Here is a 15,366-nt window from a genome sequence, read left to right on the forward strand (position 1 = left end):
GCGGGGCCGCGGCGTGGTCTTGATCTCAACATCTGTTGCCTTTCCAGGAACTGCCGTATCTGTTTCGGTACCTCAGCGAGGCGGCGAAGCGGAGCGAATCTTTATGCCGTAACTTCCGACGATGGAAAGCGACGGATCCTTCGAGTTCGACCCGCTGAAGGAGATCCCTGCTTCGATCGCGGTGTAGCCGCTCGATCTGGTGATCGCTGCGCTCGGACCCAGTCCGCGGTAAATCGGAACCGACCCCCCCAGACTGGCCGCGGGCCCGGTCGCAAAGCTGTTCACAGCCTCGGCACCCGGCCGTTTGACCAGCCAGCCCGCCCGGAGCCCGGCACCAGCTCCAGGAGTTCCCGTCGCGCCCCCCGGAGCCCACGAAATCTGACCGCTGCTGGTCACGGTCAGGGAAACCGCCGGCCCGGGCCGGAGCACCGAGGGGATGGCCGAGGCGTCGACAGTCACGTAGTCAGGCGTCGTGTTCACTCCCGCGGCATTCACGGCTCCCTGCACTACGGCACCGCCGGGCACGACATCCACAGCGGCGGCCCAACCGAGGTTCCACGCGCAGTTGAACCCGTTCGAGCAGGACGGGTCGTCGAGCACCTTGTTCCCGGCCGCTTTCAGCCCGGCTTGGATCTGCCCGTTCGGATCCTGACCGAACTCCGCGACCGCTTGGCCCGCCTTGGACAAGCCCTCCACGATCGGACCCCGGAGGTCGGTCGCCTGGTGGTACAACGCCGTCGCGCTCTTGACGCTGTCGGCCACCGAATCCCGCAGCACCGGTACCAGTTTCGCGGCCAGCGACGCGGCAGGGGCGAGTTGCCGGCCCAGCGCGTGCACCACCGGCTTGGCCGCGGCGATCAGCGCCGGGATCGCCGTCGTCTTGACCACCCGGGCGAGCGCGGCTTTCGCGTCCTTGGTGATCTTGAGGTCGGCCAGGTGCTTGGCCACCTTCCGGGCTTTCTCCTTCGCGGCCTTGCTCACGGTGTCCAGCGCCGCGGCGACGTGCCCGTGGGTTGCCTGGTGCCAGGCATTCCCGGCGGCCCTCCCGAAGTCGCTGTTCCTGACCTTGTCGGCCAGATGCTTGATGCCGTTGCCGAGTTTGGTCAGCCCGGCCTTGATGTGCTTGCCGGGGTTCCGCGCGAAACTGGCCACGGCCTTGGCCGCCTGGACGACCTTGCCGCCGAACCAGCGCGCCGCGTCCGAGACCTTGCTCGCACCGGTCGAGACGAACGACTTCCCCGAGTTGTAAACCGACTTCGCGGCGTTCCAGACCGTGTGGCAGAACCCGCACTTGAACGGGAAGTTCCCGTCCGGATCCGTGAAGTCCAGCGGGTCGGCCGCACCGTAGGCGTACCTGTTGGCCAGCACCGAGTCCCCGGTGCTGTAGTTCGCCTGGTCCCGCGAGTCGAACGTGCCGGTCTCCGGGTCGTACCAGCGGGCACCCAGGTCGACGTCGCCGGTGACGGGGTCGGTCCAGTCACCCTGGAACCCGAGATCGCCGGTGTCGCCCTGCTCGGCGACGACCTGGCCGAACGGATCGTAGGCGGTGGAGTCCGCCAACCCGGTCAGCGCCGTGTCACCGGCCGCGAAGTCGCCGACGACGTCGTCGTGCTCGTCGGCGAGCGTGACCCGTGCCGAGTCACCGGTGGCGGACGCGAGCAGGTCGCCGTCCGGGCCCCGGGCGTACCGGGTGTCACCGGCCGACACCGGATCGGCCGCCGTACCCGCGTAGGCGAAATCGGTACCGCCATTCGACATCGGGCGGTCCAGGTCGTCGTAGGCGTAGCTCTGGCCGCCCGCGGCGACCATCCGGTCGAACGCGTCGAACGTGTACTGCACGTCGGTGCCGCCACCGGACTTCGCCGCCAGGGTGCCGCGGGCGGTGTGGCTGTAGGTGTGGTCGCCGTCGGACAGGAGCTGGTTGCGCGCGTCGTAGGTCGCCGCGGTGGCTCCGGCCGTGGTCCGGTTGCCCGCCGCGTCCCAGCCGTAGCCGGTCGTGCCGGCCGGACCGGTCCACGAGGTGAGCCGCCCTGCCGAGTCGTAGCCGTAGCTGTTGGCGCCCGCGCCGGCGGTCCCGGTGGTCGTCTTGCCGGTGAGCCGGTCGTCGGCGTCGTGGGTGTAGGCGATCGAGGCGACCGGCTGCCCGGTGCCGTTGCGGACGGTGTCGGACGCGGTCCGGCCGAGCTCGTCGTAGCCGTAGCTGCGGACGCGGCCGGCGCCGAAGCCGGTCGACGCGAGGCGGCCGGTCGGGTCGTAGCCGAACTGCTCCGTGGTTCCGGTGAGCCCGTCGGCCGCGGTCGTCAGCCGGCCGTTCAGGTAGCCGAACCGGGCGGTGCCCGCGGCGTCGGTGCGGGCGGTGAGGTCGCCGTCGCCGTCGTAGACGTAGTCGGCGCTCCCGGACGGCCCGCGTGCGGTGAGCACCTGGCCGCGGTCGTCGTAGGAGTAGGTGTCCGACCCGCCCGGCGCCCCCACCCGGACGATCCGGTCCAGCAGGTCGTAGTCGCGGGTCCGGGTGGCCGCCTGGGCCGTCCCGCCCGCGCCGGACTGCTGGGTGAGCCGGCCCGCCGCGTCGTACGTCGAGTTCGTGACGACCCCGCCGGGCGCGACCGTCCGGACGAGGTTGGTGGCCGCGTCGTAGCCGGCCGTCCAGGTCCGGTCGTTCGCGGCGGGGTACGCCGCGGTCGCCGGCTCGATGAGAGACTCGGGCAGCCCCAGGGTGTTGTAGGTGAACACCGTGTCGTGCCCGGCGCCATCCGTGTAGCGGGTGCGGCGGCCGGCCGCGTCGTAGCCGAACGACGTGGTGATCGCCGAACCGGCGGCGACCGGTTCGGTCTGCCGGACCAGCCGGCCACCGGCGTCGTAGGCGAAGGTGGTGGTCACCCCCAGCGCGTCGGTCGCCGACGTCGGGTTGCCCGCCGCGTCGTAGGCCTGCCGGCTGGTGCGCACGGCGGTGCCGTCGGCCCGCAGGTCGGCCTTGGCGACCGCGCGGCCGGCACCGTCGTACCCGGTCTGGACCGTGCGGCCGGCGGCATCGCTCTGCCGCGCGACCCGCCCGGCCTTGTCGTAGCCGGACTGCGTGACGACGCCGTTAGGGTCGGCCGACCGGGTCAGCTGGCCGAGCGCGTCGAAGGTGTTCCGCGTCGTCGCGCCGGACGGGGTGGCGGATGCGGTGACGTCGCCGGGGTCGTCGTAGACGGTGTGCGCGGTGAAGGCGTCCGCGACCGGGTACCGCTCGATCTGCGTCGCGGTCACCGGCCGGTCCAGGTCGTCGTAGGTGGCTTCGGTCCGGCCGCCCAACGGGTCCGTTGTGGACAGTCGTTGGCCGGTGCGGGTGTAGGTGTAGTGCGACACGGCGCGGACGTCGTTCGTCGTCGCCGGCGCGTCCAGGGTGACCAGGCGGTTGAGCTGGTCGTAGCCGTACCGGATGGCGTTGCCCAGCGGGTCGGTCACCTCGAGGGTGTTCCCGAGCGCGTCGTACCGCGTCCGGGTGGTCGGCGTGAAGGCGGCCGTGGCGCCGGGCGGACGGTACGACGGCTCCGACGCGCTCACCGCCCGGCCCGCCCGGTCGTAGTCCCACCGGCTGATGTCGCCGGCTTCGTCCTGCAGCGCGATCCGCTCGCCGAACGCGTCGTAGCCGTCCTTCGTGACCGGCCGGACGGTCTGCGGTGCGGCTCCCCCGCTCTCGGCCGCGATCGGCGCCCCGGTCGCGGTGACCTGCCGGCCGAGCTCGTCGTAGCTGTAGTTCGTGGTGTAGGCCGCCGGATCCGCGCCGGCGACGTTGCCGCGGGGTTCCGTCCGCGCGACCAGCAGTCCCCGCCGGTCGTAGGCCGAGGTCGTCACCAGGGTGTCGGTTCCGGTGGAAACGGCCTGCCGGACGACGTTCCCGCTGTCGTCGTAGCCGTAGTCCACCACTTCCGCGTCGGACGAGCCGGCCCAGGGCACGTTGGACGCCTTGCCCGTCCGGCTCACGCGGGTGACGTTCCCGCCCGCGTCGTAGCTGAACGCGGTGGCACGGGCCAGCCCGGCCGGGTCGGCCACGGTGCCGGTCACGTTGCCGACCCGGTCGAAGCTCTGGGTCACCGTCCGGGTGCCGTTGCCGGTCACCTGCTTCGTGCGGTTGCCCGCCCCGTCGTAGGTGTTGTCCTCCAGGACGTAGTCGCGGGTCGTGCTGTCCGGGTCGTGGAAGTTCTTGAGCACCTTGCGGCGCAGCCCGTCGGCGCCGTCGTAGGAGTACTCGACCCGGCGGCCCATCGCGTCGGTGTCACTCGCCGGCCGGCCGGCGAAGTCGTAGGAGTAGGAGTGCAGGACCAGGTAGTCACCGGTGAGGCCGCCCGCCGCATCGCTCGTGTAGGCCCGCAGCCGGACCTCGGCCAGCATGTTCCGCGCGGTGTAGGCGAAATCGTACCGGTTGCCGTTCGGGTCCACTGTGGACGTCAGGTTGCCGGACCGGTCGTAGCCGGACGTCGTCTCGTGGCCTTCCGGGTCGGTGACCCGGACCGGACGGCCGCTCTCGTCGTAGTCGGTGAGCGTCGTCCGGACGGGATCGGCACCGAGGAGGTCGGCCTCGTCCTCCCGGATCGCGTTGCCGTCGGCGTCGTAGACCGTCGTGGTCCGGTGCTGGTGCCGGCCGCCGCCGACGGCGTCGGTCGTCGCCGGTTCGGTGACGCTCACCGGGCGCGACAGCGGGTCGTAGGCCGTGGTGGTGGTGACGCCGGCCGGGTAGGCGTCGGAGATCTCGGTCTCGGTGACCTGCCGCCCGAGCGCGTCGTAGGTGTAGCTGGTGACCAGTCCGGACGGCTCGCTGATCCGCGACAGGTCACCGTTGGCGAAGTAGCTGTAGGTGGTGACCTTGCCGCGCGCGTCGGTCGTGGTCAGCGGCAGCCCCGGGGGCACGATGCCGCCGCCGGCCGCCGGTTCGGCGCCGTTGGTGTAGGTGTGCCGGATGACGCCGCCGTCCGGGGCGGTCTCCGTCGCGGGGTCGCCGTAGGCGGTGTAGGTGAACGACGTCCGGTAGGTCGGATCGGCGGCGTCCGCGGACCGGCCGTCCCGCGACTCGGTCGGCAGTTCGTTGCGCGGGTCGAACGGGTTCGGCGCGGTGGCCGGGAACGACGAGTACGTCGTCTGGCACTGGCCGGCCTGCCGGCAGGTCTTGGTCGAGACGACGTTGCCGCGGCCGTCGTAGGCCATGGTGACCGCGTCGCCGTTCTCGTTCGTGGCGACCGTCAGATCACCGCGGTCGTCGTAGGAGTAGGTGCGGATGGCCATGCCGTCGAGCGGGTGCTGCACGAACACCGGCCCGCCCGCGTCGCCGGGGATGATGGTGCAGAACTGCGGATCGCCGGGGTCGGGCTTGCTGCACTGTTCGACCGGTGGGGGCGGTGGCGGGACCGGTGCGCCCGGCCGGTCCTCGTCGCGCAGTTCGAGTCCGAGCGGGACGCCGGAGCGCAGCATCAGTCCGGTGAGCGCGTCGTACTCGTAGAGGTTCGCGCGGTTCGCCGGGTCGAGCACCTGGACGCTGCGGCGCAGGTCAGTGTCGTCGCCGTACACCGCGGGGGCGCCGATCTTCCAGGTGCCACCGTCCCGGTCGGTGTAGGTGGCGACGCGGTCGAGACCGGTGTCGTAGGTCGCCCGGGAGCCGGGTGCCCCGCTCGGCATGGTCACCGTCGCCAGCTGGTCCGCGGCCGTGCTGCCGTACCGGAAGTGGGCCGAGACCGCGGCCGCCCCGAGCGGGTGCGCATAGACGGCGAGCTCGTCGATCGTGCCGGTGAAGAAGCGCTGAGCCGCGGTGCCCCACGCGGGCCAGGACGCCGGTGTGGTGACCGAGGCCGCCCCGACCTGGTTGAACGTCAGCAGTGCGTGGTCGATCGTCACGCCGGTGGCCTGGCCGGCCTGGACGCCGTCGAGGTAGAGGGTTTCGCCGGTGCCCATCGCGGAGAGGACCACGTGGTGCCAGCGGCCGTCGTTCACCGTGGCCGCCGACGTGATCGGAGCGATCGCGGTGGCGCCGAACTGCCCGCGCAACCGGCCGTCGGTGCCGACGTAGAGCACCGGCACCCCGCGTCCGGCGGCCGTGCCGAACGCCTTGTCCTGGTAGCCGAGCAACGGGCCGCCGGTGCCGGTGGGGTTGGCCTTGAACCACAGCTCGACGGCGCCGTCCCGGCTCTTCTTCACCGTCCCTTTCGGTAGGTCCAGCCGGGAGGAGGTGCCGTTGAACGTCGCGGCGGTGCCCCCGGAGCCGGCGGTCGCACCGGGCGTGCCGAGCGTGACCGCCGTGTAGGTGCCGGCGTCCTTCCCGAGGTTGACCGCGATCTCGCTGCCGGCCGCGCCGCCCTGGACCTCGCCCAGCCGCCAGTACGACTCGGGGCGGTCGTCCAGCACCGCGCCGCGGTAGTGCGAGCCGGTGCTGTAGGTGTAGCGGGTGCACCCGTTTCCGGTGGTGCACACCGAAGTCAGCGCGTCACCGGTGTAGCCGTAGGTCCAGGTGGTGTTCAGGTCGTCGGTCACCGTGGCGACGTGTGCGCCGGACCAGGTGAAGCGCAGCCTGCGGCCGGCGGTGTTGGTCTGGCTGTTGGACACCTGGGCTTGGGCCAGCCGTCCGTCCGTCGAGTTGTAGGTCAGCACCATCGATCGCTGCGCGGCGTCGGTCACCTTGGTCAGCCGCCCGCTCGTGGAGAACAGGTAGACGACGCCGGCCCGGTCGGCGAGGCGCCAGCCGCCGGCGACGGCGGTCAGCCCGGCCGTGCGCTGGGCGGTCGTGGCGTAACTGCCGTCGGGGTTGCGGCCGAAGCGGACCGCCTGGCCGTCGGGGTAGGTGATCACGACGTTGCCGGATCCGTCGTCGTCGGTCACCAGACGCATGTCGTAGCGGGTGGTCCAGCCTTCGCCGAACAGCCCGTCGCGGCGCGGGTCGAGGCTGTTGTAGGTGCGGACGAGGCTGAGTTCCGGCCCGGCCGTGGCGAGGGTGGCGTCCACGGCGGTCGTGGACAGGTTTCCGGACTGTGCGTCGAACTCATGGTCCTGAGCGGCCCGCGCGGCACCGGCGATGCTGGAGGTCAGCTCGGGCTGCGGCACGTCGGCGAGCACGGTGGACCGGGGTGAGGCGACCTCGTTGCCGCCGTCCTTCACGAACACCCGCCACAGGTAGGCCTTGCTCCAGGACAGTTTCCCGGCCGGCACGGTCCAGGCCTGGCCCGGCAGGTAACCGGAGTCGAAGCAGCCGGTCGCGGCACCGGCGTCGGTGCGTTCGCAGACTTCGAACTTGTAGGAGAGCGAGGACCCGGGTGGGGCGTCGAGGTCGACGGCCCGGCCCCACAGCGACGGCGTCAACGTCGGGGTGTGGTACCCGTTCGGCGGGTAGAGCTCCTGCACGACAGGCGGGATGTCCACGACCCGGAGGCTGAGCCGGGCGGGCAGCACGAGGTGGTCGGTGAAGAAGACGTTGCCCGGTCCGATCATCGAGAAGTCGAGGAAGTACGAGCCCGGGGGCAGTGCCTTGATGGTCGCGTCGAAGGTGACCGTGCCGCCCCGGGCGACCGTGGTGGTCAGCGCCGCGGCCCGCTGCTGGGCCACCGGCGCGCTGGTCGTCGGGGTGTAGACGCGGTAGCCGAGGGAATAGGACCCCGGCGTCCACGCCTGTGCGCTCCGGTTCGTCACGGTGATCTTCACGTGGCCGTCCTGGTTCTGCAGGACCGGCGGATCCGGGGTGGGGTTCGGGAAGGCGTACGCCGCGTCGTACGGGCTGTGCGTGATGTAGAGCCGCGGCGGGTTCGTCGTACCCGGGCCGGTGAACCGCTTGCCGGCCAGTGGATCCGACACCGGCGCGCGCAGCGAAAGGCCGTTGTTCGGGGTGGTTCCGTTGACCCAGCCCTGGACGAGGTCGACGCCACCGCCGCCGAGGTCGAACAGCTCGGCGGCCGGCGGGCAGGCCGACGTCGACTGGCCGGTCGCGACGTAGCCGTGCGCGAAGGAGCGTGTCGCGAGGGCGGGACCGACCGACGGGCCGGGATAGGAGTAGGCCCCGGTCGGCGTCCAGGCCTGGGTGACGGGGTGCACGCTCAGCGGCCGGGCCTGGCAGGACCCCGCGTCGTAGTTGACCAGCTGCAGCTGCGCTCCGAAGATCTTGTGGTAGCGCAGGCTCGAGACGAGCCCGCCGAACGCGAGGTAGGACGCCGTGGACGCGCCGCCGACCACGCCCGCCTGCAGCTCCGACGCACCCGAGGTCGAGGTGGTCCCGTGGACGTACATCGCGCCGTCGGCGGCGTTCGCGTCCACCGGCGGGGTGATCGTCGGGTCGACCTCGACCGGGAACCGGCGGGCCGGGTCGCGCAGCCACGCGGGGTCGAGCGTCATCCGCAGTGCCGGACCACCCGCGGACGCGATCAGCTGGTAGGTGACGCCGGTGGAGCGCGTCGCCGCGGCGTCGGTCATGTCGCCGGGCGGGACGACGGCGCGGACGGTTCCGGCGGTATCGGTGAAGGCGAGGCGGCCGGAGTCCAGGCTCGCCGACAATCCGTTCAGCCGCAACGGGAACACAAAGGACTGCGGGGCGTTCGCGTTCTTCAGGACGAGCGTCTCCTTGACACCGCCCGGACGGGCGTCCAGCCGGAGGTCGACCGAGGGCAGCACCGCCGGGTAGCGGACGGATTCCCCCTCGGCCGTACCGATCGCGGGCGCCGCGCCGGCCAGGCCGTAGCCGACGGAGTGGCGGTCGTCGACCTGGATGCTGGCCAGCTCGGCGGCGTCGGCGTGCTGGGCGAACCCGAGGGCGACGGAGTTGCTGGTGTTGCGCCAGCCGTCGCCGCCGCTCGCGGACAGGGTGGTGTCGATCGGCTGCCAGGAGCCGTCGGCGGCGCGGTAGTTGACCGGCGCCGGGGAAACCTCGGTGGTCTCGGTGCCGTCGGTGTTGGCGAACACGGTCCGGTTCGCGTCCCGTGCTCCCAGGATTTCCTTGCTGGTCGCGCGGTCGAAGCCGGTGCGCGCCGTGGTGGCGCCGGTTCCGGCCGAGGCGACGTTCGCCGGCTGCACCGCGCCGGGGACACGCGGATAGCGGCCCCGTTCGGATTCCGGCAGGGTCCGGTTGACCGCACCCGGCTTCAGGTGCTCCTGACCGGCCGCGCTGCCCCATCGTTGCGCCGGAGCGGTTGCGGAGTGCGCGCCGCCGGTCCGCTGCTGGGCGAGCCGGGCGTCCGCGGCGATACCGGCGACGAGAGCCAGTACGACGATGAGAGACCCCAAGCCCAGCCATCTGGACCCGGTCCGGCCGGCACCTGCCCGTGACATCACGATTGTCCCCCAGGGTCGAGAAATGCAGCGACAGCCGTTTCACTCCCGGGTCATTCGCCGGTTGAGTGCTCGCCCTCAATGTCACTCGAATGGCCGTAAGTGATACGCGTATCACTCATAACGGACTTAAAAGTCTTAACGGCTTTCGATGGACAATTCCGTTGGTGATCGTGGCGCAGTCCCGATGAACCGCGCCACGATCACCTCGGGTTTCCGACCTCAGCGAACTGTGGGCGCCATCTCGGGTGAGGAGGTGAAACGGCGCGAGTTCGCCACCAGGGCGCCGATCGGGCGGCCGGTCGCGATCACCATCGTGCCGTTGACGGTGCGGTAGGCGAAGATCACCGTCTGGCCGCTCCCGTTGCTCACCACCGCCAGGGTCGGGTCGGTCGCCGTCGCCGGCGCCCCGGCGTCCTGGGCCGGCGTCCACTCCTGGAACCGCCCCGTCCCCTGGCCGTCCTCGACACTGAGGTACACGATCCCGTCTTGGCCGCGGGCGACGACCATGGTCCGTCCGCTCACCGGGTCCACCAGCGCCGACGGGCTGCCTGCGGCGGTGAAGGTGCCGAGCGGCTCCCACGCGGCCGGGAACGTCCCCGTCGCGTCCTGGAGCTTGGTCACGATCGAACCGTCCGCGGCGCGGGCGAGGACACGGAGCCGGTAGCCGGGGTAGACGATCACGGCCGGTACTCCCGAGCCGTCACCACCCAGATCCGACCACGCCGACACGGAGCCGTCGGAATGGTAGGTCGCGGTCGCCACCGAGCCCGCCGTGGTGCGGGCAAACACCTGGACGCCGTCGCGGACCGTCGCCGGCACCGGCGTTCCGATGAGGTTCGTACCACCGACACCGCGCCAGAACGGGACCGCGCCCGTCTGCGCGTACGTCCAGAGCCGTCCGTCGGCGCCGATCGCGAACTCGGTGGTGACACCGGTGCTCAGCTGCGCCGTCGCCGGGGGCGCGGCCATCGACCCGCCGATGTCCGTGAAGGGCTTCCAGGTACCGGCACCCGGTGCGGTCTGGGTGCTGGTCCAGACGTCACCGTCGGTGTACTGCGCGGCAACCTGGACCAAGCCGCCGGGTTGAGCGGTCAAAGCCGGCTGTCCCGAGAACGCCTCGTTGCCGGAGATCACGCTGAACTGCACGCAGCAGAAGTTGTCCAGCTGCGTCTGGTGCCCGCTGACGACCCGGCCGATGTTGTCGACGTAGGCGTACTCGATCGTGCCCGCGCCCTGCCCGCCGGTCGCCGCCGCCTGGGTGATGCTGACCGGGCTGTTCTGCACCACCGGAAGCGCGGGCAGCGGGTCGGCGTACCAGCCTTCGACATCCACGTAGACCTGGCTGGCGTAGGTGCTGTTGTTGCGGATCCGGATCTTGCCGTCGGTACCGGGACGGACGACGGCCGAAGACCGGTGCCTGCCGTCCGCGGCGTGCTGGGTGAGCGCGATACCCGGCTCGGGCGCCCCGACCGGCCAGGCACGCAGTGTTCCGGCGTTGGGCCCGGTGTAACCGAAGCTCAACGCGGCGCCGGCGACACCACGGGTGGGCATTCCGTTCGTCCCGCTGACCACGACGTCGATGGTGCTGTTGGCGGGCACCGACCCGCCGAACGCCCGCGCGCCGAGCGGCCGGAAGCCGGCGCCGTCGGTGGCGGACTTGCTGAAGTACGCCATGGTGTCGACGATCAGGTCCACGGGCGCGGGACCCCGGTTGGTGAACGTGACCGCCCCGTTGACACCGAGCGGGATGGTCGCGCCAGAGGTGTTGTTGATGCCGTCCTCGTAGTCGATGAGGGTCACGGCACTGCTCGAGGTCCCGGTCGGCACCATCGTGACGGACCCCGCCGCCGTCGGCGTCGGCACGGTGACGGACGCCGAGACGGCCGAGGCGGTCGCGGGCACTCCGCCGGCGAGCAGGCTGACCGTCAGGGTCCCGCCCGAGGGGATCTTGGCCTTCGTCGTACCCACGCCGTTGAGGGTGTCGATCGCCCGGACCTGCGTCATCGGCACCTCACCGCCGTTCGTCCCGCTCGGCGCGCTGGTGAAATACCCCTGCACCTCGATCCGGACCTGCGTCGTCCCGGCCTGGTTGTACACGGCCAGTTTGCCGTCGGCTCCGGGCTGGACGACGGCGAAGTTCGAGATCGTCTGCGACGCGTTGAAGTCGACGGTGGAGAGGTTCGGCCGGGCGACGCCGTCCGGGAAGACGGTGACGTAACCGGCCGCGCTCGGCGTGACTACCAGAACCCGCAGGACCAGCCCGCTGACCCCCGCCGACGGGATACCGCTCACCCCCAGCGCCGGGACCGACGTTGTGCTGTTCGCACCACGCGCCCCCGTGACACCACCCGTCCCAGTGCGAGTGTCGAGCACGACCCGTGCGCTGGAAAGCGGGACGTAATCACCGCCCTTACCCGCGGAATCGGCGTGCGCAACCTGCGGCACCACAAGCACGGCCGCCACGGCCGTGAAAGCCATGACCGCGGATCGGAGTCTTGATCTCACCTTTTTTCTCCCTCTCGAATTTCGTTTACCGCGAGAACGTGGCGGCCGGTCCGCCGAGAACACACTCACTGGCCGCGATCGGACGCCGATCACAGATTCCTGCTACCGCGGCGACCGCTATCCCTGGATCGCCGCCTGTTTTCCGGCCGTCCCCCTTGCGTTGGCGGCGTAGAGCTCTGAACGACGAGCAGCAGGGCCGACCGGCAGGGCACGCGCGACCAGGCAGTGGGGTTGACCCCGCGGTAACGGCTCTACCCGATCGGACCAGTGCGGGCGAGGCGAAGGGACACGGCGACGTCTCCGCGGATCACGCAGCGGCAAACTCAGCCAGCCGTCGACCCGCTTGAGAGAGCAAGCACGGAGATCAAATCCCGGACCTGCTGGGAGGTTGCTGCCGCTTGGGCCGGACGAGCGGGCCAGCCGCTGGGACCGCGGGACGGAGCCGCTCTGCCCACCCCCGCCGTCATCGCCGGATCGAACCACCTCACCCCGACGTCCTCACCGCACAACGTCGTGAACGCGCACGAGTCCGCAGGGATAGGGGCGTCCGCTGGGGCGGGCAACACCTCACCTCAGTCGCCTGACCAACCCGGCCAACCTATCTGGACACAGCACTAAGTACTGCAGGGCGTCGAAGCCGTACCGCGGTGCGTGTGGGCGTGCCGTAGGCGTTGTAGATGTACCTCGCCGTCGCGTTCGTCGACGCGACGGTCGATCCGACGTTGTCGTGGACGAACCAGAAGCGGCCGGCCGGCCCGGTCCGCTCGATCGGCAGCCCGTCCGGGCCGTAGAGGTAGCTGGTCGTGCCGCCGGTGCCGGTGAAGCTGGTCAGCCGTCCGGCCCGGTCGTAACCCAGGGTGCTGCCGGGGCCGCCGGCCGGGGTTCTCGTGAACCACTCCTGCGCGTACGGCAGTTCAGGGTCGCACGAGCGGCGTGACCGCCGGATCAGCGGCCCGTGCCGGCTGTTGCTCTGAAGCAACAGCCGGCACGGCTCCGTCGCTACGGGAACATCGCCAGAGTCTGCGTCCCGACATCCTGGTTCGGTGTGGTCGTGCCCGGATTCCCGCGGAAGTCGGTCCAGCACGGGTGCAGCCGGAAGTCGGCACCGATCGCCGCCGCGGTGTAGTCGCCGATGAACACTCCCTGCAGTTCCTTGCCGGTCACCGCGCCGGTCGAGACGAACTGGACCTGGGGATTCGCCGTCTGCGTCGTGATCCGCCGGATCGGTGCCGAGTCCACGCGGTCACCCCAGCCGGTGGCGTAGGCGTAGTCGAGCCCGATGCCGTGCGGGTCGTAGGCACGAGTGTAGAAGGTGACCGCGACACGTCCGGCCAGCGCGGCAACCGCGGGGAACACCTCGTCGGCGCCCGTCCCGACCTTCACCGGCTTGGACCAGCCGTGCCGCCCGTCGGAGCCGCTCAAGAACGCGTCGCCGTTCGTCTTCACCGACTCGCCGTCGCGGTAGGTGCCGTTGCGGTCGTCGGCCCACGTGACCCAGAGCCGGTCGGTGACGCGGTCGTAGGCCAGCTGCGGGAAGCTGTTGATCCGGAAGTTCTCGCCGGTCAGCGCGTTGTTGGCGACGTCTTCGTCGACCGGGAAGTCGAAGTCGAGAGCCACCTCGGCATGCCGGAAGGTTCGGCCGCCGTCCCGCGAGGTCGCCACGACGACCGCGTCGTGGTCGGCCGGCCGGTCACAGGCGGCGGTGGCGCACACCGACGTCTCGTAGGCGATCTGGAGCGTCCCGTCCCGGGTGACGACCGGGTTCGAGCCGCTGCCGAACGGGGTGATCCCGCCGGGGAAACCGGTCAGCGACGGCGAGACCCGCTGCTTCGGCGACCAGGTCCGGCCGAAGTCGCGCGACTTCGACACCACGATCGGCGATTCGACGAACTCGCCACCGGCGTCGTAGGTGAACTGGGTCCAGGTCACGTAGACGTCGCCGGTACGGGGATCCGCGGCGATCCATTCCTTGTCGTTGAAGATCGACGTCGGCGTGGGCGCGCCGGCCGGGGTCACGCCGTCCAGCTCGAGGATCGCCGGGTCGCCGAAGCTGCGCCCGCCGTCGTGGGACACCGACACGGCGATGCCGCTGGCGGACTGCTGGTCGTCGGGCACCGCGGCCCGGCTGAACACGAGCGTCGCGTAGTAGACGGTGTTGTGCGGGCCGAAAGCGATGGCCGGGTCGCCCGCGGCGTCCATGTAGGACAGTGGCGCGGCTGCCCCGGTCGGGAAGTCCAGGTGCGGCAGCCGGACGTTCGCCCAGGTCCGGCCGCCGTCGAAGGAGGTGTAGGCGAAGCCGCCGGAGTCGTTGCGGGCCTCGCGGGTGTTATAGAGCCGGTAGTCGTTCGACCCCGCCACGATGTTGCGCGGGTTCTCCGGGTTGACGGCGATGGTCGTCTCGTTCTGGGCGGTGCTGCAGCCGGTCTGGCTGCCGGTCGGCACGATGGTGTCGCCGGTGATGACGTCGGTGTTGGGCGCGAGCGGCCGGTACGGGTTCGGATGCCCGAGGTAGGTCTGGCAGAGCGCGGACAACGCGGGATCGTCGCTGTCCTCCTCTTCCTCCTCGGCGAACCGCTCCTTGAGCAGCGGATTCGGAACGTCGTGACGCGGCTCGGCCGCCGCGGCGGCGACCTTGTGCCGACTCGACTGCGGATCCGCCGGCAGTGGCGCGTTCGCGGTCGCGGCGTGGGCGGCCGGCGCCAAGACGACAGCGAGAGGCACGACGAGCGCGGTGAGCGTGGCGAAGATTCTTCGTTTGGTGGCGGAAACACCCAAGGACATCGGAAGATCCCTTCCCGCGGAGCTGACGGATTCGCCGGCCGCACCAGGCTTGACGCGCGCCCGAGCCCGGTCAAGCGACGGAAGTTCGGAACCACCTGAAACGGACGTCCGCCCGGTTCGTCTGCGCGGGATCGGCGTAGTCGGCGACCGCGTTGGGACCGGTCGGACGCTGACGCGTAGTCCACCTGCCACTGGGCAGCCAAGCGGTGTCGTCGGCCGCGACGATCCACTGTCCGCCGCCGAGCGAGGGCCGCTCGTAGCACGTCGCTGTCAAGCGACGATATTGCCGGCCGGACGCGAAGTCTTGAGCTGCGCCGCGACAGAGATCCGCTCACGGAGGTCGCCCTCCACCCTCACTTATAAGGGCAGCCAAAACGAGATCCCCGAACGTCAAGGTCGCGGCTCGCGGTCATCGCGTGCCGCCTGCCGGCAATGGCCGATGAGCGTGCTGTGCGACGGAGTCGGCCGGGATGTCACGATCTACGTGGTCGGCGTGGAACAACGCCTGCGAGAGCAGGCTCCGCACGTGGTCGTTCGCGGCGGAGTAGTACACGAAAGTGCCTTCGCGGCGACCTGTGACCAATCCGGCCAGCCTCAGCTTCGCCAGGTGCTGACTGACCGCGGTCGGTGCGGCTCCGGCGAGCTCGGCCAGGCACGCCACGGAGGATTCGCCTTGGAGCAAGGCCCACAGCACCTTGATGCGGGTGGGGTCGGCGAGCATCCGGAACGACTCGGCCGCGAGGTCGACCTGTTCGTCGGCGGGCATGTCGAACTGCGGCAGGTCTGCGTGCATACCGG

General features: G+C 70.9%; 5 protein-coding genes. All 5 read right to left on the reverse strand.

All coding sequences use genetic code 11. The annotated features are described in order from the left end of the window. Positions 1–72 precede the first annotated feature (72 nt). The 5 genes from ACLJQZ_RS26085 to ACLJQZ_RS26105 all read right to left on the reverse strand — a co-directional run bounded on the left by ACLJQZ_RS26085 (position 73) and on the right by ACLJQZ_RS26105 (position 15,361). Positions 73–9,234, reverse strand: a complete 9,162-nt coding sequence (locus ACLJQZ_RS26085; protein WP_410622493.1) for an RHS repeat-associated core domain-containing protein — start codon at positions 9,232–9,234, stop codon at positions 73–75. Between the two features lie 267 nt (positions 9,235–9,501). Continuing rightward, the gene (locus ACLJQZ_RS26090) at positions 9,502–11,574 is read right to left on the reverse strand and encodes a hypothetical protein (protein WP_410622494.1); all 2,073 of its coding nucleotides are present in this window, start codon (positions 11,572–11,574) and stop codon (positions 9,502–9,504) included. Positions 11,575–12,385: 811 nt separating this feature from the next. Then, positions 12,386–12,766: a hypothetical protein gene (locus ACLJQZ_RS26095; RefSeq protein WP_410622495.1), complete on the reverse strand. Its 381-nt coding sequence runs from the start codon at positions 12,764–12,766 to the stop codon at positions 12,386–12,388. A 20-nt stretch (positions 12,767–12,786) separates the two neighbouring features. Then, positions 12,787–14,568: an exo-alpha-sialidase gene (locus tag ACLJQZ_RS26100; RefSeq protein ID WP_410622496.1), complete on the reverse strand. Its 1,782-nt coding sequence runs from the start codon at positions 14,566–14,568 to the stop codon at positions 12,787–12,789. A gap of 409 nt (positions 14,569–14,977) precedes the next feature. Then, positions 14,978–15,361, reverse strand: coding sequence for an ArsR/SmtB family transcription factor (locus ACLJQZ_RS26105; protein ID WP_410622497.1), 384 nt, complete (start codon positions 15,359–15,361; stop codon positions 14,978–14,980). Positions 15,362–15,366: the final 5 nt, after the last annotated feature.

This window comes from Amycolatopsis sp. cmx-8-4 (assembly GCF_046548675.1).
Lineage (GTDB): Bacteria > Actinomycetota > Actinomycetes > Mycobacteriales > Pseudonocardiaceae > Amycolatopsis.